Annotated in this window: 23 protein-coding genes and 2 pseudogenes; 12 read left to right on the top strand and 13 right to left on the bottom strand. The window is 67.3% G+C overall.

Annotated features, from left to right (window positions below; all coding sequences use genetic code 11):
- Positions 1-169 precede the first annotated feature (169 nt).
- A pseudogene (locus QRX50_RS36765) lies at positions 170-1080 on the bottom strand (IS481 family transposase); the annotation flags it as partial.
- A gap of 515 nt (positions 1081-1595) precedes the next feature.
- Here QRX50_RS36765 and QRX50_RS36760 point away from each other — a divergent pair.
- A pseudogene (locus QRX50_RS36760) lies at positions 1596-2590 on the top strand (acyl-CoA desaturase).
- 360 nt (positions 2591-2950) lie between these two features.
- Here QRX50_RS36760 and QRX50_RS36755 read toward each other — a convergent pair.
- The 4 genes from QRX50_RS36755 to QRX50_RS36745 all read right to left on the bottom strand — a co-directional run bounded on the left by QRX50_RS36755 (position 2951) and on the right by QRX50_RS36745 (position 4794).
- Positions 2951-3109, bottom strand: a complete 159-nt coding sequence (locus tag QRX50_RS36755; RefSeq protein WP_204089352.1) for a DUF6307 family protein — start codon at positions 3107-3109, stop codon at positions 2951-2953.
- Entirely contained in the window at positions 3106-3312 is a 207-nt protein-coding gene (locus QRX50_RS50035; protein WP_353074035.1) for an RGCVC family protein, read from the bottom strand. The genes QRX50_RS36755 and QRX50_RS50035 overlap by 4 nt, the downstream gene beginning before the upstream one ends.
- 317 nt (positions 3313-3629) lie before the next feature.
- A complete protein-coding gene (locus QRX50_RS36750; protein WP_285967680.1) occupies positions 3630-4103 on the bottom strand; it encodes a DUF5994 family protein in 474 nt (157 codons plus the stop codon).
- A 319-nt stretch (positions 4104-4422) separates the two neighbouring features.
- Positions 4423-4794, bottom strand: coding sequence for a Rossmann-fold NAD(P)-binding domain-containing protein (locus QRX50_RS36745; RefSeq protein ID WP_285967679.1), 372 nt, complete (start codon positions 4792-4794; stop codon positions 4423-4425).
- 306 nt (positions 4795-5100) lie between these two features.
- On the opposite strand from QRX50_RS36745, the gene QRX50_RS36740 reads away from it, so the two are divergent.
- A complete protein-coding gene (locus QRX50_RS36740; protein WP_285967678.1) occupies positions 5101-5367 on the top strand; it encodes a hypothetical protein in 267 nt (88 codons plus the stop codon).
- Positions 5368-5428: 61 nt separating this feature from the next.
- Here the strand turns inward: QRX50_RS36740 and QRX50_RS36735 are convergent, their stop codons facing one another.
- Positions 5429-5869 (bottom strand): ATP-binding protein, encoded by a 441-nt coding sequence (locus tag QRX50_RS36735; protein ID WP_285967677.1) that lies wholly within the window; start codon positions 5867-5869, stop codon positions 5429-5431.
- A 98-nt stretch (positions 5870-5967) separates the two neighbouring features.
- Positions 5968-6324: an STAS domain-containing protein gene (locus tag QRX50_RS36730; protein WP_285967676.1), complete on the bottom strand. Its 357-nt coding sequence runs from the start codon at positions 6322-6324 to the stop codon at positions 5968-5970.
- Between the two features lie 236 nt (positions 6325-6560).
- Between QRX50_RS36730 and QRX50_RS36725 the strand changes: the two genes are divergently transcribed.
- Positions 6561-6722, top strand: coding sequence for an ATP-binding protein (locus tag QRX50_RS36725; RefSeq protein WP_285967675.1), 162 nt, complete (start codon positions 6561-6563; stop codon positions 6720-6722).
- Here the strand turns inward: QRX50_RS36725 and QRX50_RS36720 are convergent.
- Positions 6719-6892, bottom strand: coding sequence for a hemerythrin domain-containing protein (locus tag QRX50_RS36720; protein ID WP_285967674.1), 174 nt, complete (start codon positions 6890-6892; stop codon positions 6719-6721). The two genes, QRX50_RS36725 and QRX50_RS36720, sit on opposite strands and share 4 nt — an antisense overlap.
- A 160-nt stretch (positions 6893-7052) precedes the next feature.
- Positions 7053-7523 (bottom strand): DUF4383 domain-containing protein, encoded by a 471-nt coding sequence (locus tag QRX50_RS36715; protein ID WP_285967673.1) that lies wholly within the window; start codon positions 7521-7523, stop codon positions 7053-7055.
- A 1589-nt stretch (positions 7524-9112) separates the two neighbouring features.
- Between QRX50_RS36715 and QRX50_RS36710 the strand changes: the two genes are divergently transcribed.
- The 4 genes from QRX50_RS36710 to QRX50_RS50030 all read left to right on the top strand — a co-directional run bounded on the left by QRX50_RS36710 (position 9113) and on the right by QRX50_RS50030 (position 10465).
- Positions 9113-9346 (top strand): hypothetical protein, encoded by a 234-nt coding sequence (locus tag QRX50_RS36710; protein ID WP_285967672.1) that lies wholly within the window; start codon positions 9113-9115, stop codon positions 9344-9346.
- A 63-nt stretch (positions 9347-9409) separates the two neighbouring features.
- On the top strand, positions 9410-9733 hold the full coding sequence (locus QRX50_RS36705) for a transposase (protein ID WP_285967671.1): 324 nt from the start codon (positions 9410-9412) through the stop codon (positions 9731-9733).
- Between the two features lie 83 nt (positions 9734-9816).
- Positions 9817-10329, top strand: coding sequence for an IS3 family transposase (locus tag QRX50_RS36700; RefSeq protein ID WP_285967670.1), 513 nt, complete (start codon positions 9817-9819; stop codon positions 10327-10329).
- The gene (locus tag QRX50_RS50030; protein WP_353074187.1) at positions 10223-10465 is read left to right on the top strand and encodes an integrase core domain-containing protein; all 243 of its coding nucleotides are present in this window, start codon (positions 10223-10225) and stop codon (positions 10463-10465) included. Before QRX50_RS36700 ends, QRX50_RS50030 begins: the two co-directional genes overlap by 107 nt.
- Here QRX50_RS50030 and QRX50_RS36695 read toward each other — a convergent pair.
- Positions 10363-10719, bottom strand: coding sequence for a hypothetical protein (locus tag QRX50_RS36695; RefSeq protein WP_285967669.1), 357 nt, complete (start codon positions 10717-10719; stop codon positions 10363-10365). The two genes, QRX50_RS50030 and QRX50_RS36695, sit on opposite strands and share 103 nt — an antisense overlap.
- Between QRX50_RS36695 and QRX50_RS36690 the strand changes: the two genes are divergently transcribed.
- Together QRX50_RS36690 and QRX50_RS36685 are read left to right on the top strand one after the other, a co-directional pair.
- Entirely contained in the window at positions 10703-11104 is a 402-nt protein-coding gene (locus tag QRX50_RS36690; RefSeq protein ID WP_285967668.1) for a GNAT family N-acetyltransferase, read from the top strand. The genes QRX50_RS36695 and QRX50_RS36690 overlap by 17 nt on opposite strands.
- Before the next feature lie 494 nt (positions 11105-11598).
- Positions 11599-11856, top strand: a complete 258-nt coding sequence (locus tag QRX50_RS36685; RefSeq protein WP_285967667.1) for a DUF732 domain-containing protein — start codon at positions 11599-11601, stop codon at positions 11854-11856.
- Positions 11857-12267: 411 nt separating this feature from the next.
- Here the strand turns inward: QRX50_RS36685 and QRX50_RS36680 are convergent, their stop codons facing one another.
- Positions 12268-12753 carry a hypothetical protein gene (locus QRX50_RS36680; RefSeq protein WP_285967666.1) on the bottom strand — a complete coding sequence of 162 codons (486 nt, stop codon included), beginning with the start codon at positions 12751-12753 and terminating at the stop codon, positions 12268-12270.
- 26 nt (positions 12754-12779) lie between these two features.
- Between QRX50_RS36680 and QRX50_RS36675 the strand changes: the two genes are divergently transcribed.
- Positions 12780-12911: a hypothetical protein gene (locus QRX50_RS36675; RefSeq protein WP_285967665.1), complete on the top strand. Its 132-nt coding sequence runs from the start codon at positions 12780-12782 to the stop codon at positions 12909-12911.
- Positions 12912-13491: 580 nt separating this feature from the next.
- On the opposite strand, the gene QRX50_RS36670 is transcribed toward QRX50_RS36675, so the two are convergent.
- Positions 13492-14202: a hypothetical protein gene (locus tag QRX50_RS36670; protein ID WP_285967664.1), complete on the bottom strand. Its 711-nt coding sequence runs from the start codon at positions 14200-14202 to the stop codon at positions 13492-13494.
- 65 nt (positions 14203-14267) lie between these two features.
- Here QRX50_RS36670 and QRX50_RS36665 point away from each other — a divergent pair, with 65 nt between their 5' ends.
- Complete coding sequence (locus QRX50_RS36665) at positions 14268-14429, top strand: hypothetical protein (RefSeq protein WP_285967663.1); 162 nt, start codon at positions 14268-14270, stop codon at positions 14427-14429.
- Positions 14430-14536: 107 nt separating this feature from the next.
- On the opposite strand, the gene QRX50_RS36660 is transcribed toward QRX50_RS36665, so the two are convergent.
- Entirely contained in the window at positions 14537-14815 is a 279-nt protein-coding gene (locus QRX50_RS36660) for an SDR family NAD(P)-dependent oxidoreductase (RefSeq protein WP_285967662.1), read from the bottom strand.
- A 156-nt stretch (positions 14816-14971) separates the two neighbouring features.
- Here QRX50_RS36660 and QRX50_RS36655 point away from each other — a divergent pair, with 156 nt between their 5' ends.
- On the top strand, positions 14972-15913 hold the full coding sequence (locus QRX50_RS36655; protein ID WP_285967661.1) for an ABC transporter substrate-binding protein: 942 nt from the start codon (positions 14972-14974) through the stop codon (positions 15911-15913).
- Positions 15914-15954 lie beyond the last annotated feature (41 nt).

Below are 15954 nucleotides of genomic sequence, written 5' to 3'. Positions count from 1 at the left end.
ACGTCCGGCGTCGCAGACCTCTCTTGAGCCACTCCGCGGAGCGGGATCGCGGCGGGCGCAAGCTACCAAGGAGCCAGCCTTCTGCGGCAGGTTGTAGTCGAGCAAACCCAGCCACGATCCCTTGACCCCAGACTGCAGCACCGGGGCCCGGGCCCATGCCACCACGTCAGTTGTAGTGGATGTTCCATACCGTCAAGGCTGCGGTGCGTTGCCCTTCGCTGGTCCAGATGTGGCGTAGAGGAATTCTTCGGCCAGGATGCGGTTGTAGCGCTCGACTTTTCCGTTGTGGCATGGGGTGTAGGGCGTGATTCGCTGGTAGCGGGCTCCATGTAGGACGGTGGCGAAGTCGTTGGCGCGGTAGCAGGAGCCGTTGTCGGTGACGAGGCGGTGGATGTGGGTGATGCCGTGGGCGGCGAAGAACGCGCGGGCGCGGTGGACGAACCTGATCGCGGTCCGGGCTTTCTCATCGGGCAGGGCTTCGGTGTAGGCCAGGCGGGAGTAGCCGTCGATCGCGGAGTGCAGGTAGGTGTAGCGGGCCCGCTCGCCGCGGGTCTTGCCGCGGGCCACCCGTTTGTCCTGGTCGCTGCCTTTGCCATGGACGCGCCAGCCACCACCGTCGGGGATCTCGCCGGTCTTCTTCACGTCCAGGTGGACCATGTGCCCGGGCCAGCGGGCGAGGATCCGGCGTGGTTCCCGGTTGGTGGCTCCGGTGGGGTCGAGGAACCGGCGCCGGTTCAGCCCGAGCTGCAGCAGATACCGGCCGACGGTCCGCACCGAGATCGTCACACCCTCGGCGGCCAGTTCGGTGGCGATGCGGCGGGCTGAGTACTTCCGCTGACTGCGCAGCTGCTCGATCCGGGTGATGACCTCGGCGGGTGTCGCAGTGGGCTGATGGTGCGGGGCGCTCGGGCGGTCGAGCAAACCGGTCTCGCCGTGGCGGCGCCAGCGGTTGACCCACTTGCTCGCGCACTGGCGGGAGATGCCCATCTCGGCGGCAACATGGGCGATCGGGCGGGTCTGGCAGCGCGCGACGAGCCGGCGGCGGCCCTCAACGGACAGCGGGGCATTACGGTGATGCATGGACGGGTCTTTCTGATCGGCGGACGAGTGGGTCGCACTTCTCATCCTGCCGCCGAAAGACCCGTCCCCATCCTCAGGCCCCGTCAGCCGACACCAACGTCACGACCCGCAACAGCTAGCTCGAAGCCAAGAGCACCGTGGACATGGCCGTGCCGCATCCTTGGGCCGTCGGTCTAGCAGGAACTTGGCGACCTTCACCAGCTCCGGCTTCGATGTGAGACGACTCCGACCACGACAAACAGGTCGACTGCCCCGCCTGCGAGGGCAAGGGCTGGCTGCACGGGAAGACCAGCGTCGACTGGCACCACTACGCCGAAGAGGGCGACCCCGAGACCGCCGTGGTGATCTTCTACATGTTTGGCGGGCCATCGGCGGGCTACTCCGAACTTGATCGCCCGGACCTGGGCGAACAGGTACGGCAGTAGCGAACAGGTACGTCAGTAGTATAAAGAGCGATGGAGATGACGAATACCATCGGACGTCGGTCAGCGCCCCAGGCCAGGGCTGCGGAGCCGATGGTGGTGGGTGAAAAGACCCGGACCGAAGTTTTCCTGGTGAAACTGTTCGCGGTGGTGCCGCTGCTCGCCCTGGCCGCGGCGGTGCCGTTCGTGTGGGGATGGGGCCTGGGCTGGACCGACGTCGCCCTGGCGATCGGGTTCTACTTCCTGACCGGGCTCGGGGTGACGATAGGGTTCCACCGGTACTTCACCCACGGTGCGTTCAAGGCGAGCCGCGGGCTGCGGATCGTGCTCGCGGTTGCAGGCAGCATGGCTATACAGGGCCCGGTGATCGGCTGGGTCGCCGATCATCGCCGGCACCACGCCTACGCCGACCGCGACGGCGACCCGCATTCCCCGTGGCGCTACGGCACTTCCGCCGCCGCGCTCGTCAAGGGCTTCTGGCTTGCCCACATGAGCTGGTTGTCGACCGGGAGAAGACCAACGCGCGGCGCTTCGCGCCCGACCTGCTCGCCGACCGCGACATCGTCCGGATCGACCGCTCGTTCCCCGCGCTCAGCGTGGTCACCCTGCTTGCCCCGGCGCTGATCGGCGGGCTGGTGACGATGTCCTGGTGGGGCGCGCTGACGGCGTTCTTCTGGGCGAGCCTGGTGCGGGTGGCGGTCCTGCACCACGTGACCTGGTAGGTGAACTCGCTGTGCCACCTGATCGGGGACCGGCCCTACGCCGCGCGTGACAAGTCGGCGAACTTCTGGCCGTTGGCCATCGCGTCCATGGGCGAGTCGTGGCACAACTCCCACCACGCCGATCCGACCGGCGCCCGTCACGGGGTTCGCCGCGGCCAGCTGGACATCTCCGCCCGGATCATCTGGCTGATCGAGAAGGCCGGGTGGGTCACCGACGTCCGCTGGCCCAAACCCGAACGCCTGGCCCGCAAGCTCAACCCCGGCTACACCCCCGCGCCTCGCGGGTTCGGCAAACTCGAGCGCGGCCTGCTCGCTGAAACACCCGCCCGCAAACACCGCAGCCTTACCCGGTCGAACGGCCGTTAACAAGCACGACCGGCGGCGGTAGCATGGCGGCCGCGCTCCCGCGACGCAGACACCGGATCGCTCGCCGTCATCGCCGCTTTGTCTACCGCGTGGACGAGGTCGAGCGGATCAGCTACCCCCTCGGCGGCGGCTGGGCGATCACCCACCGCAACCTCGTGCTGAGACGCCACCTCGTGCGGCTGAAATGATTCGACGCCATCCCGGCGCACACACACCAACGGTGTCGAGGAGGCGAGTTGCCCAGCGCCGGCATGGCAGCCGCGAATGACGGCGCTGGTTGCCGGGTAGGGCAGCACGATCGCTGTGTGTGCGACCGATGGGAGCGCCCGGCACCAACAGGACCGAGCGCACATCGGTTGTTTACCGCATCTGTTCGGGAATCGTGTCCATGGTGTGCAGTAGTTGCACAGCGAGGGCCTGACAGGCGGTGTCTGACAATTTCGTGTTCTCTTTCAGAACATCTCGCACCAGTTTGACGCGCAGGTCGTACCGGGACGCAAAGGCGACTTCCGTGGTCATGATGTTTCCTTCTCAGGTTCGTCGCGCCCGCCGACGCAGACGCATCGGCGGTTGAACCCACCCGCCACGGTGGCCGTGCAGTAACGGCGTGCGATCGAATCGTGCGTGTGTTGGGCATGCTGGCAGGCCGCGCACGCAACTGAGGCCGTGCCGCCGGTCTCTGTGACGGCACCAGCCGGTTTCGCGTTCGCCCCGGCTGTCATGACGGTGGAAACCCACGCCCGGCCTGTTGCCACTGGGCCCGGTGTCATCGGCGGGCGCGGCGTCCGGACGGGTCGCGTGCCCACGTGCTCGCCGTGCCGGGGCGCCGTTGCGGGCCGCGTGCTGTCCCGCCGTCGGTTGGCGGTGTCGGGGTGTAGACGGGCTGGCGGAACAGGCTCCCGTACCGGTCGTCCGGGGAGGTGGTAAGCGCTCCGGGCCGGGGTTGCTCGGCGATGGGGTGGCTGAACATCGAATTGTCCAGTGTGGACGTACTGATCAGAGGATCCTTTCGTGGGTGCTGCCCGGTGGGCGGGGTGGTTCAGGAGTGCAGTGGCGCGCCGCTGTTGGTGTGCTGGTGCCCGGCGGCGGCCAGCAGATGTGTGCTGTCGCTGGTGTTGTCCGGGTCCGCGGCGGTCGTGAGGGCGTCCTGTGCGGCGTCAGGGTCGGTTTCCGCGGCAATGACCAGCAGGGTCGTTCGGTGCTGGTCCCAGCCGATCACCGTCAAGGTGGCGGATGGCTGCGACCGGAATCCCTCGAGCCGGATGCCGCTCTCACCGAAGGTGACGCCGCGGGGTGGATCCGGCCAGTCGCCGAGGTGGTAGCTGACCCGGTCGATGCGTCCCAGCCGAGCGGCCAGCGCCGCGAGCAGCACGGGCAGTTCGGCGGCCAGATCGCGGGACCGAGGCCACCACGCACCGTCGACGTGTCCGGTGGCGGGTGCCGCCGGTTTGAGCCGTAGTCGGGGCTCGGTGACCGGTTGGGTGGAGAGTGTGGTGTTCGGGCCCGACAGCATGTCGGTGCTCCCGTCTCCGACCGCTGATTGCCGGCCGGACTGGCGCCGAGGACGGCGCAGGCTTAATCACTCGCGCACGAAATGCTCTCGGTCAACACCGAGCGTACACGACGACTGCGCTGAGTGTGTGAAGAGTGTGACGCATTCCGGGGTACTGGGCGTTGGCGCCGACGTGTTCGCCGTTGAGGACGAGGTCGGCCAGGGCGAGTTCCCAGCCTGCGGTAGCTGCGGCATGTCGGAAGCACCAGCCGGGCGGTTGGGTTTGCCACAACGGGTGCTGCTGCGGTCCACCTCCCGCGGAGGGGCCGACCGCAGTCCTCTACTCCACGAGGTGCGGGTACTCCGCCGCGCGGTCCTGGAAGGCCAGGACGGCGGGATTCCGGACGACACCGTCGCGGATCTCGATGGCGCGGCGGACAGTTTCGTCACCGTCCCATGCGGACGGTCCGCCGAGCACCGTCCCCAGGAACGGGAGCAGGGCCTCGCTGATCTCCCACGTGGCCGAGTTCCACAGGTAGGGCGGGCTGTGATCGACGGCGTAGTACGTGATGCCGTCGCCGACCACGAACGACGGGTGGGCGAACGTGGTGGTCCGCGCCCAGCTGAAGCCCATGCCTTCGTCGCAGGAGACGTCGACGATGGGGCTGCCGGGCGCGAACGCGGCGAGGTCGCCTTCGTGGAGGAAGGTCAACGGCGCGGCGGTGTCCTGCAGGCTCCTGACCTCACCTGCCCGGGCGACGTGGAAAGTGAAAACGAGAACGCGACGTGATCACGGGCTTACGGTCGGCGCGCTGGCACGTTGTCCTCACGCGAAGGACTAACAGGGGGTTGGTCGTGCGGATCCGAAACGCACACCGCGGCACGGAGGTGCGCAGTGGCCGCTTCCGACCGCGCGGGGGTGACTTCGTCGTGCGCCGTGGCGTCGGCGGTGGTGGCGATCGCTGGCACAGCTCTGAGCGCGGAGCCCGCGCGGGCACAGCCGCCAGACGGTGGCGCGGTGATCGAAGTGCACACAGGAGGATCGCGGACCGAGGCCGGCAGCGTGGGCGGCCTCGACGGGGTCGTCCTCGGCATCGTGCCCGACGATGGGGACAGCACGCTCAGCGACGCCGAGTTCGCGGCGACCCCTGCCGCGACGTGTACGTCGGTGGGTGGCCTGGGGACGGTCACCGTCAGTGGTGCAGACCTCGACCGGCGCTACTGGGTCACGCAGGTCAGCGCACCGAGCGGCTGGATCGTGAACCGCCGGTTCGCACGGGCCTGACGCAGCGCCCGGTGCCGGCATCTCGGCCGTCGGGTCGGTGTGTAAGCACGGCCGTCTGTGCTCAGGTCGTGCCGGAGCTGTGGTGCTGGTCGAGATGCCAGGTCATGGTCACGATGGTGCCGAGTTCGGTGAGGTCGACGGTTGCGTGGTCGGGCAGGGCGTGGATGAGTGGGAGGCCGCGTCCGTGCTGCTCGTCGGGGTCTGAGGCGGGTGGCTGCCAGTGGCCGTGGTCGGTGACAGTGATGCGGACCAGGCCGGGCTGGTGGCGGCCGTGCAGCTCCACGGTGCCGTCGACGCGGTGGGGATAGGCGTGGTTGGCGGCGTTGCTCAGTGCCTCGTAGGTGGCCAGCTCGACGTCGCCGGCGAGATCGCCGGTGAGGTGGTGGGCGCTGATCCAGCCGGCCAGGTCGTGGCGCAGGGCGGTGACGTCGTCGACGCGGGCGGGGCGGCGGGACCGCAGCTCGGGATTCGCGGCCGCGTCGGGTTCACCGACCGGGGACATGGGCACTTCCTCGTGCAGTCGTGGTCTTCCTGTCTTGTGCCTCGTCGATCGTGGTACCCCCGCACGGCTAGGTTACGCATCAGGCGAATCGGTACCGGTCAAGTGCTGTCGGCGGCCAGTGCGGCAGTCGCCGACGGGTACAGCGCGAACACCGTGTCGAGGCCCACGAGGTTGAGGGTGCGGTCGAGGTAGGGCCCGACCGCCAGCCGCAGTGCGGTGTCCTCATCGTCGGCGGCCCTGCGGGCCTCGACGAGCGCCGAGATCGCGGCCGAGGCGAAGAACGCCACGTGAGTCAGGTCGATGACCAGCACCGGCGGGGCCTCGAGGAGGGCCTCGCGGATCGTGGCCCGCAGCTCGGGTGTGGTGAGCGCGTCGAACTCGCCGTGCGCGGTCAGCACCACTGCGGCGCCGTCGCGGCGCAGGCTGATGCCTGTGGGCTCTCCGAGGGCGGCCACGTCCCCTCCTGAGTTGGGTTCGAAGGACTGCGTGCTCCCGATCCTGACGCAGCGGTCACCGTGCTGCACAGCAGCGGGCCGCCGAGGGCTGGCCGAGGACAGCCGCAGGTCTCATAGCGCCTGCCGCGGGCGACCGACGGGAGGTGAAGATATCGGCACTGCGCGTGGCGGCGGTGGCGAGAAGGATGGCGTGGATGCAGCCTACCGAGCACACAGAGCCCGTCAGAGCGACGCCAGTGGCTGACGTCGCCCTTCGACATACCGGCGACGATCCCCGCCGCGGCCGCGGACTGCCCCTGATCCACCTGCTGTCCCACCACGCCGAGATCACCCCCACCGAGCAGGGCACCGTGATCACCATGGCCTGGCAGCTCACCCGTGACCACTCCAGCAGCTAAGCGTCCACCCGCTCTTCACCCAGCCGTGCCTCGACCACGGGCCTGGCCGCTGGTTCGAGGTCGCGGATCTCCGGGTGCACCACTTCTTCCTCCGCTGTCTCGTGCACCGCCAGGAGCCGTACGAGACTGCGGAACGCCTTCCGCCGCTGGTCGTCTTCCGCCGTTTCCAACTGGGTGAACAGCTCGCGGATCTCCCGGTGCTGCCGCTACAGCAACTCGATGACGTCCTCGTTTGTTCTCCACCATGAATCTCCTCCTTGCCGCCTGAAGGCTTCCCCTGCGCGCCGGTCGCTGCCGCCGACACCCTGGGAACCACGCGTTGCGTGGTTTCTATTGGGTGCCGGTCGGCGTGGGGGCTGTGCGTCCTTCGCGACCGGTGAGCAGGCCGAGGGCGATCATGCCGATGCCGAGGCCGAGGTGGAGCCAGTTGTCCGCGTTGTTGAACGGGACGAAGTTGGCGTCGCTGCCGTGGTCGATGAGCAGACCGTAGAGCCACAGCACGAGGTACACGACTCCTCCGACGAGCAGGTACAGCCGGGCCGCGCGTGAGGTGCGGGCGCAGGCCAGGCCGACGACACCGAAGAGCAGGTGCACGATGTTGTGCAGGGTGGAGACCATGAACACGCCGAAAAGCATGGCCATCGATCCGTGGCCGGCGAAGCCCATCTGGCTGTAGTCGGTGGTGACGCCGGGGATGAATCCGAGGATGCCGACCAGCAGGAAAACGCCGGCGACGATAATCGAGGCGAGCTGGGCGGACGAGCGTCCGGTGGAAGTGGGTGAAGGTGTGCGTGTCGACATGATTTTCTCCTCCGTGTGAGGAATTTGCTCTGAATGGGGCCGGCGGCCACCACGCTGAACGGGCGGAGTACCCAGCGGCACGGCGTCGTCGATGGTGTGCTCCCTTGCCCGGGGTGGTCGCCCTTCGGTTGTGGGTGATTCGGTCGATCTTGCGGTGGTAGCGCATCCCGGCCAGTCCGCCGAGGATGGCCCCGATGAGTGCGGCGGCCAGGGCGACGAGCGCGGTGATGATGCCGACGACGGTCAGGGTGCATTCGTTGATCGGGAGCCGGCGCGCCCGCGCCGTCCGGGGCTGGTCAGGGAGGTACTCCGTCGTTTGTTGTCTGCATTTCCGAGAATCTTGGTGAGATGTCACAGGCTGGATGGCTTGTGCTGCGCGCTGCGTACGACGAAACCGGCCGAACCCACGTCACGCCGTACGAACTGCGCATACCCGGATTATTCGGCACCAAACTCACGGGATCACCACGAGCAGAAGACTGCGATTGACTGGATACCAGCGTCATCGGCGAACTTATTTCGTGAACCGGTTCCAATGGAAAGATGGGCAAGATCAAATAAGGAAGTATGTACCGTTCAGCGCGCGCAGCACGCCGCAGGCATCAACCAGTGACAACGGTGGCGGAAGAAGAATTGCGGCGAAGATGTGTCTCGTCTCCGCCGTCGGGTAATCGGCAGCAAAGTCAGGCCCGTCACTACGAGCAAGTAGACGATTGAGATATTCTCCGGTTTTCGCTTCCTGGGCCGGAAAACTACGATACGGCCGATCAGAAGATCGACAAGGTCGGTCAGCGGGTCGCCGTCAACACCGGCCTTTTCGGCACGGGCGAGACGTTCTGTCTATCTAGGGTCTGCGATCCCCGGCGACGACGACCTCCAGAGGTCGTATGACAGGGACCTCGCCGAGGGCGCGCCTCAGGTCGACCCGGCGGCAACCACCCCGACCCGGGTGAGGAAAGTCGTCTCGGTCAACACTGCCGTCTGAGCGCTGACGTGGTGTGCCTGCGGAGGCGAAGTTCGATCGGGGGCGCGGTGTTAGGGGTGGACGTGGCCCTTGCCCTTGTCCTTGGGATTCCCCTTGGCTTTATCGGGTGGATTGGCAGCCTTGTCACTGCGGTTGGCTGCGAGGGCGCCAGGGCCGGGCAGTGAGGCTGGGCCTGGCGGGGCTGGTGGCGGTCCGGCGAGCGCCGTTGCAGGTGGCTTGCGGGCGTTGCCGGTGAAGGGGTGGGGATGATCTGCACAGGCGTCGCCGAGGGGGTCGGGACGGTCATCGTGGGTTCTTCGGCGGCGGGAGTTGAAGCAGGGCGGGGCGCGTCGGGACTCGTGATCGCTACGGCAACCATGGCCGCGGTGGCCGCGGCTGCGAGGCCGCTCAAGGCGATCAGGGTTCGTCGGCGCCGCGCGGAACCCGGCACCCGGGCCTGGCCAGTGACCGAGTGCTGGTGTGCGTGGTCGTGGGCTGGCGCAGCATCTGCAATGCTGATCGAATACGCGACTCTGCCAGTATCGCCGGTTCTGCATGAGGCGTTCACACCACTCGGGGTCATGCCGGAAGGATGTCTCAGTCACAGGCGAACGGAGTGTGGGGCATGGACGAAGAGATCTGGGGCGAAGCAAGCATCCCTTTCCCCGATTGGAAGGGCACAGCGCAGCTTGACGAGCGCATGACGGTGCCGTGGGAAGGGCTTGCGCGGACGGTCGGTCTCGACCACGAGCAGTGGCAGGTGGTCGGGTTCAGCATCGGCGGGGGCGAGCATGGGTACGACTTGCGGGTCTATGCCACGCCCCATGAGGTGTGGGAGAAAGTCGCGCCCGACGACTGAGGTTCCCCCCGGGGAGTGGACACCGAGTTAGCAGGACCGTGGTCCTGCTGGAAGGATGTCCATATGCCTCCACGCAAGCGTCGGTCGTATGCGGCCGAGTACAAGGTCGAGGCTGCGCATCGTGTGATCGATTCTGACCGCACGATCGCTGAGGTTGCCCGCGAGCTGGGGATCGACGCGGGGATGTTGAGTGTCTGGGTCAAAGACGAGCGGCGCAGGATCGTCGCCGCCGAGGTCCACGGGGAGAAACCCCTGGAGACGGCCGAGCGGGCCGAGTTGCTGCGATTGCGCACGCAGGTGGCCGAGTTGGAGAAGGACAACGCGTTCCTGGTAAAAGCTTCGGCGTACTTTGCCGCGATGCAGAAGAATCCGCACGGTTCGCTCTGATGGCCAAGTACGCCGGCCCCGACGAGCCCGCCGAGATCGCCGGGACCACTACACCCGAGGGTGCGCGGTTCTCTGTCCTGCGCATGGCGCGGCTGCTGGGCGTCTCGACATCCGGCTACTACGCGTACGGGAAACGCGCCGCGGCAACGGTGTTGACGCCACGGCAGCAGCGCCGCGCTGATCTGGCGGTGAAGATCCTGGACGTGCACGCCGAGTCCGACGGCACGTATGGGTCCCCGAGGATCACCACCGAGTTGCGGGAACGCGGCGAGGTGGTGAACGAGAAAACCGTCGCGGCGATCATGGCCGAGATCGGGATCGAGGGCATCAGCCCACGCACCTTCAAGGTCCGCACCACGGTGGCCGACCCGGCGGCGTCGTTCCCGTCGGACCTGGTGCGGCGGTGTTTCGACCAGGGCCGGCTCGATGCGGTCTGGTTGACCGACATGCGCCGGCCACGACCTGAAACGGTCGATGGGCGATACCGGGATCTGCTGGGACAACAGCCCCGCGGAATCGTTCTGGTCGACGTTCAAACACGAGTACTACTACCGCCACACCTTCGCCACCAAGGCAGAACTCGTTGCTGCAGTTGACATGTGGATCGGCCGATACAACAATAAGCGGCGTCACTCCGCTATCCACCTACTGAGGTTCCCCCCGAACAGTGGACAGGTCTTCAAGCAGCTTTCGCTGGGCCTGTCAGGGATTGCTCGTAGCGTGCAGGGCTGAGCATCCCGGTTGCGGCGCAACGCCTCCAGCGCACGCTGGAACTCCGCGACCGTCAGCGTCGCACGTTCCGTGGTGAAGCGCAGGGTGTCCGGGTCCCGCACCTGCGCGACGTACCACGCCGCGTCGTCGGGCAGCCAGTAGGCCGCGACGGTCAACGACGCGGTGAACTCGCCGCCACGATCGGAATGCAACACGGTGCCGGCGACGCTGCCGCCGCGGCAGGCGACTGCGGCGTCGATGGTCTGGCAGACCATGTCGGCGCCGATGTGGTCGGCGACGACGTGCCCGAGCACGCGGCGCGAGAACGCCCTCGGCTTCGTCGCCGTCGCCGTCGCCGCGCGGTCCGGCGAGCGGCTGGCCAACCTCGCGGCGGAGCGCGAAGGCGGCATCGCCGAGGTCAGCTACTGGGTGGCGGCCTCCGCGCGCGGCCGCGGAGTCGCACGGCGCGCACTCGCCGAGCTCTGTCTACGGGTGAGCGCCGCCTGGCCCGGCACCGAGATCCGCCTCTGGACGCACACCGACAACGTCGCTTCGCAGCGAGCGGCCGAGCACGCCGGCTTCGGCCGCGTCGAAGGCCCGCCCACGAGGGAGATCCGCGGGCAGGTATGGCCGGTGGCGCACTACGTCAGAAAAAGCTAGGACTTCCGGGCCACGCCACCTCGTCAAGCAGGCTTGACGCATGGTTGAGTACGCGAGGTTGACGGATGCGGGGCATCTGACCGCGGGACCGATGTTGAGCCGCGCGCCGCCGCCCTGCACCTCGGCGGGAGGTAGTGCCGCCTCATGATCTGGTGGTGAAGGGTTTCGCAGCTGGCGTAATGCACTTATTCGAACGGTGCGGTATTCGTCGGTTCGGCAGGTTGTCGAGCGTGCGTGCTCAGCAGCACGCGGCGGGCGCCCGCCGTGCCGTGCGTTCCACACAGGGGGCGAACGCCTCCTCCCGTAACGAAACGGCGCGGAATCACGCTGTAGCGACCGTGCGCAAACTGCTCGTGATCTTCGGTGCTCTCGTCCTTCTGGCCGGCTGCGGTAGCCGACAGCCTGCACCGGCGCCGGTGGCACCCGCTGCTCCGCCGCGGAACGTCCCGTCGTTGGTTCCGGTGGCGCCTGCAGCTCCGCCGCGGGACGGCTCGGTGGATCCGGTGGCGCCGGTGGAGCGGACCTACCTCGCGGCGCTGCTGCATCAGATCGACCCTGCGCTCGTCGTCGGGCACGCGAATCGCGCGATCGACAATGGGCGGAACGTGTGCGAGGACCTCGCGCAGGGCAAGGACCACGCGACCGTGGTCAAGAACGCGGCCTCGCGCTTCGGCGCCGACGCATCGGTCGACCAGGCGAAGGCCGAGAAGATCGTCGCGACGATCGAGGCGAGCGGGATCTGCAAGCCGTAGAACACGCGAGAGCGCCTGGCACGTTTACCCGCTCCTCGACGTTGCTTCCAACGCAACATCGATTCATCTGATTCGGGCAGGGGCGCTGATCAGCATTGCGAACCGGCTGCTCGACGACCACAACCCACTTCAACGAGCCGGTGGTGCCTTCCGTCGCCAGCCGCTGTGGCGCGACGAGCGCCGCGAAGGTCGTCTCGCGGGCGCCCCGCCGGACTACGCGACGTCCACAACTTCGCCCGCGCCGCTGCGCGTATCGCGGCTGGGGACTCCTCATCGGGTCGTTGCCGACGAGGGGCGTACCTATAGTCGATCACAGTGGTCGGCGCCGAGGAGGACCGTACGCCCGGTCGAACTCCCCGTCGCCCGACCACCGCAAGCGGATCCGGCTGGCGGTCCTGGTTTACAAGCCGATCAATGCCATCCCGTACAAGTGAACACCCCGGCAGTGTCGGTGCATGCGCGAACCTGGTAACCAGGGCCGTCGTATTGGTAGCCGGTGTAAACTTCGCCGCTGTACCACGCTGTTCCGGCTCCCTTCACCTGATTCACCCAGCCATGATAGGAGCCGTCGGGGTAAATCACGTCGAGGTACAGCCAGCGATTTTCCGGAATCTTCCCGTGGCCTCGAGCGTGCTCATGGTTGTCGGCGCCCCAATACGTCTGCAGGTCCAGCCATGCGGAAGGGTATTGGATGACTGTTTTCTGTCCGCTACACCAGTAATTGTCGTTCTCGCATGGTGCCGCGCTCGCTGGTGTTACGATTCCGAATGCTGAAACGCTCACGACAAATGCAGCAGTCAGCGCCGCCTGAACTATTCTTTTCAATTTTTCCCCAGTGTCGAAGTGTGACGTTCGCTGCAAGAGTGTCGCACTGAATGCTCGGCTTGCGGCGAACATTGTGCCGAAATGACCCGTTCGGCCGTATGTCACGATCAGTCCCGGCGACCGTGGTCAAGAACGCGGCCTCGCGCTTCGGCGCCGACGCATCGGTCGACCAGGCGAAGGCCGAGAAGATCGTCGCGACGATCGAGGCGAGCGGGATCTGCAAGCCGTAGAACACGCGAGAGCGCCTGGCACGTTTACCCGCTCCACGACGTTGCATCGAACACAACATCGATTCATCTGATTCGGGCATGGGTTCTGATCAGCATCGCGGCCCCGCTGACGCCAACCGACGGCACTGCCCGGCACCCACCCTGACCAGCGAAGACACGGTTGACCACCAAGTGCATCAATCTTGCATCTACTCGAATAAATCCCGAACCCTTACCACGGTGAGCCGATGTCGGTACCGGCCGAGTTCGTATGCCGAGTCCGCGCGTGCTTCGACCACGACGCCGGGTTCGACCGGCCAGTAGGTGAAGTCCTGGTTGCTGGGCAGGCCGGCCACGACCCCCGATGCCCGGACGGGGCCGCTGGGCGCGAGGCGGAGCCTGCCCGCGAGCGACACCAGCGCCGGCCGGGACAGCGTCGTGGAGAGCCCGACCGCCCGCCCGCGCCGTCGGTCGGGTCGGGGAGCCGGCGAGTGATCTGACCAGCCAGCACCCGGTCGGCGCGATGCAGTTGCCCGCCGCGGCGGCAGGCGAGCCGCCGACGAAGTAGCCTGTCACGTCGGCCGACATCTCGACCGCGCCGTCACCGTTGGCCGCCGTCAGCTTGCCGCTGCTGCCGAGCGGCACCAGTGCCGTGACCGGCGCCGTCTGCCCTTGGTCCGCGACCAGCGCCGGGGCATCCGCCCAGCCGGTTTCGGGAGCGTAGAACGAGACACCGCGTGACGGAAGCACCGCGCCCGACCGACGCACGCGGAACGCCGCTGCCGGCGCGCGTGTCGAGGACACGGGCCGCCCCGAGCGTCGGAACGTACTTCGCGCCATTGCCGGGCGCGAACCAGCCGAGCAGATCGACCGCGACGTGCGTGAGCCCGGCCGAGTTCCGCAGCCGGATCTTGCCGTCGTCGCCGATCCGGACGATGGCCACGTTCGAGCGTTTCTGCCCGACATTGAGGAACAGGCTGTTCTCGCTGGTCGGGTAGGTCTGCGGGTAGGCGGCGATCGTGGTCGGCACGGTCACCTCTTCCGCGGTGAGGTTGACGGCCACGGCAGTCGCGTTGTCCGGAACCCCAGAGTTGCCACGAACCTGCAGCGCGAACTCTTCACGAGCGCCCAGCGGGGTGTGCCGGGCGGAGGCTGAGTCGCGCGTGTCGAGCAGCCGCGTGCCACCCGCCACCGCGGTGTAGGTGCCGACGCCGTCCGGGCTGAAGTAGCCCGCGTAGTCGATGAGCACGCCCGGCGTCCCGGCCGTGTTGTGGATGCGCACCGCGTGATCCGCGCCGAGCGGGACGACCATCGTCAGCGCGCGGTCTGCCTGCTCGTCTGCACCGGGAACCGGATCATCGACGTGGTACCGGCGACATGACCACACACCACACCGCCCGCGACGCGACGACCCCGATCTTCGACACCGTGGTCGCCGACATCGGCCTTATCTGGTGGCCGCCCGCCGAAACCCACGACGGTGTGCGCGGCGTCGAGATCCACCAGCTCGCCGAAAAACGGACGGATATTCCTGAGTAGGCTCCCCGGCCTGCGATCTGACCCGGCGCGGTCTTAGCGGTGCTCCGAGACCTACTGATCAACAACGCCGGAAACACCGATCACCGGATAGACCCGGCGTCGAAAGGTCAGACACGGAGCAGGTCGGTCGAGACGGTCCAGAGGCGCTTGGCAGTGGCGGGGTCGAGTGCCCATTCCTTGACACCGTGCGGATGCTGCGCGAGGTCGGCGTCGTTCGGCACGGTGTAGGCCTCTTGTGCATCGTCGAGGTAATGGCCTCCGGAGTGAGCGAACTCGGGGGCGTCGGCCGCGACGATGCTGGTGGCGGTTCCCACCTGCTCGACCGTTTTGTACGTGAAGACTCTGGCGGCCTCGGCCGCGTCGAGCGACAGGCGCCGAACGGTCACGCGGCGTGTGTCGACGCTGGGGCAGCTGGTGTCTACGCCTCCCCCGTGTGGGGGAGGCGGTCCCTGGCGACGTCATGCGGGTACCGGCCTCGCGTTTCTCCACCGAGTTCACCTGCGTTTTCATGTTTTCCCGTTGAGGCTACGAGGAGTGTCGAAGTGGCCCGTGGACACCAGATGAAGGCGCTCGCCCTTCTCCCGGCTTTCGCGCTGGTCGGCCTGACCATGGCCTGCGGCGTGGGCGGCAGTGGCGCGGGCGATGCGGGGAGCGGCAGCTCATCGGCTGCGGCTCCTGGAGGCTCGTCGGACATCCCGGCCGTGACCAAGGACGACAAGCTCGCCGCGATGGTGCCGGCTTCGGTCACCAGCGACGGCAAGATCCTGGTCGGCCAGGACCAGAGCTACCCGCCCAACGAGTTCCAGGACGAGGGCGGCAAAGTCAGCGGCTTCGACGTCGACCTGGGCACCGCCATCGGCCAGAAGCTGGGGCTGAAGATGGAGTTCCAGAACTCCGCCTTCGACGGCATCATCCCCGGCATCCAGGCCGGCAAGTACGAGCTCGCGATGTCGTCGTTCAGCATCAACCCCGAGCGGCTGCAGACGGTCGACATGGTCAGCTACTACAAGGCAGGCACGTCGCTCGCCGTCCTGAAGGGCAACCCGGACGGCCTGAACCTCGACGACCTCTGCGGCAAGAAGATGGGCGTGCAGAAGGGCACCACGCAGGTCGACGACCTGCAGACGCGCTCGGACGCCTGCACCAAGGCGGGCAAGCCGGCCATCGAGGTCACGCAGCTGCAGGCCCAGACCGATGTGAACCTGGCACTCACCGCCAAGCGCGTGCAGGGCGAGCTGGCCGACTCCCCGGTGATCGACTACGCCGTGAAGCAGACCGGCGGGCGGCTCGAGGTCCTCGGCGCGCCGTACGACACGGCTCCCTACGGCATCGTGCTGAAGAAGGACAGCGGCGACTACACGAAGGCCGTTCAGCAGGCCGTGCAGGCGCTGATCGACGACGGCACGTACAAGAAGATCCTCGACAAGTGGGGTCTGTCCGGTACGGGCGCCGTGACCACGTCGGAGATCAACCCGGCTTCCTGAAGCCGTAGATAGGACGCAGTTCTCGTGCCCAGTAACTTCGA

Origin of the sequence: Amycolatopsis sp. 2-15 (genome assembly GCF_030285625.1) — a bacterium.
Lineage (GTDB): Bacteria > Actinomycetota > Actinomycetes > Mycobacteriales > Pseudonocardiaceae > Amycolatopsis > Amycolatopsis carbonis.
This window is presented reverse-complemented; position numbering and strand designations above follow the sequence as displayed.

Excerpts from the sequence above, each read along its gene's own strand:
- QRX50_RS36755 (WP_204089352.1), bottom strand. The coding sequence starts at position 3,109 with ATGACCACGGAAGTCGCCTTTGCGTCCCGGTACGACCTGCGCGTCAAA.
- QRX50_RS50035 (WP_353074035.1), bottom strand. The coding sequence starts at position 3,312 with ATGACAGCCGGGGCGAACGCGAAACCGGCTGGTGCCGTCACAGAGACC.
- QRX50_RS36750 (WP_285967680.1), bottom strand. The coding sequence starts at position 4,103 with ATGCTGTCGGGCCCGAACACCACACTCTCCACCCAACCGGTCACCGAG.
- QRX50_RS36735 (WP_285967677.1), bottom strand. The coding sequence starts at position 5,869 with ATGTCCCCGGTCGGTGAACCCGACGCGGCCGCGAATCCCGAGCTGCGG.
- QRX50_RS36715 (WP_285967673.1), bottom strand. The coding sequence starts at position 7,523 with ATGTCGACACGCACACCTTCACCCACTTCCACCGGACGCTCGTCCGCC.
- QRX50_RS36710 (WP_285967672.1), top strand. The coding sequence starts at position 9,113 with ATGGACGAAGAGATCTGGGGCGAAGCAAGCATCCCTTTCCCCGATTGG.
- QRX50_RS36705 (WP_285967671.1), top strand. The coding sequence starts at position 9,410 with ATGCCTCCACGCAAGCGTCGGTCGTATGCGGCCGAGTACAAGGTCGAG.
- QRX50_RS36700 (WP_285967670.1), top strand. The coding sequence starts at position 9,817 with ATGGCGCGGCTGCTGGGCGTCTCGACATCCGGCTACTACGCGTACGGG.
- QRX50_RS36690 (WP_285967668.1), top strand. The coding sequence starts at position 10,703 with ATGGTCTGGCAGACCATGTCGGCGCCGATGTGGTCGGCGACGACGTGC.
- QRX50_RS36695 (WP_285967669.1), bottom strand. The coding sequence starts at position 10,719 with ATGGTCTGCCAGACCATCGACGCCGCAGTCGCCTGCCGCGGCGGCAGC.
- QRX50_RS36680 (WP_285967666.1), bottom strand. The coding sequence starts at position 12,753 with ATGTTCGCCGCAAGCCGAGCATTCAGTGCGACACTCTTGCAGCGAACG.
- QRX50_RS36675 (WP_285967665.1), top strand. The coding sequence starts at position 12,780 with ATGTCACGATCAGTCCCGGCGACCGTGGTCAAGAACGCGGCCTCGCGC.
- QRX50_RS36670 (WP_285967664.1), bottom strand. The coding sequence starts at position 14,202 with ATGGTCGTCCCGCTCGGCGCGGATCACGCGGTGCGCATCCACAACACG.
- QRX50_RS36665 (WP_285967663.1), top strand. The coding sequence starts at position 14,268 with ATGACCACACACCACACCGCCCGCGACGCGACGACCCCGATCTTCGAC.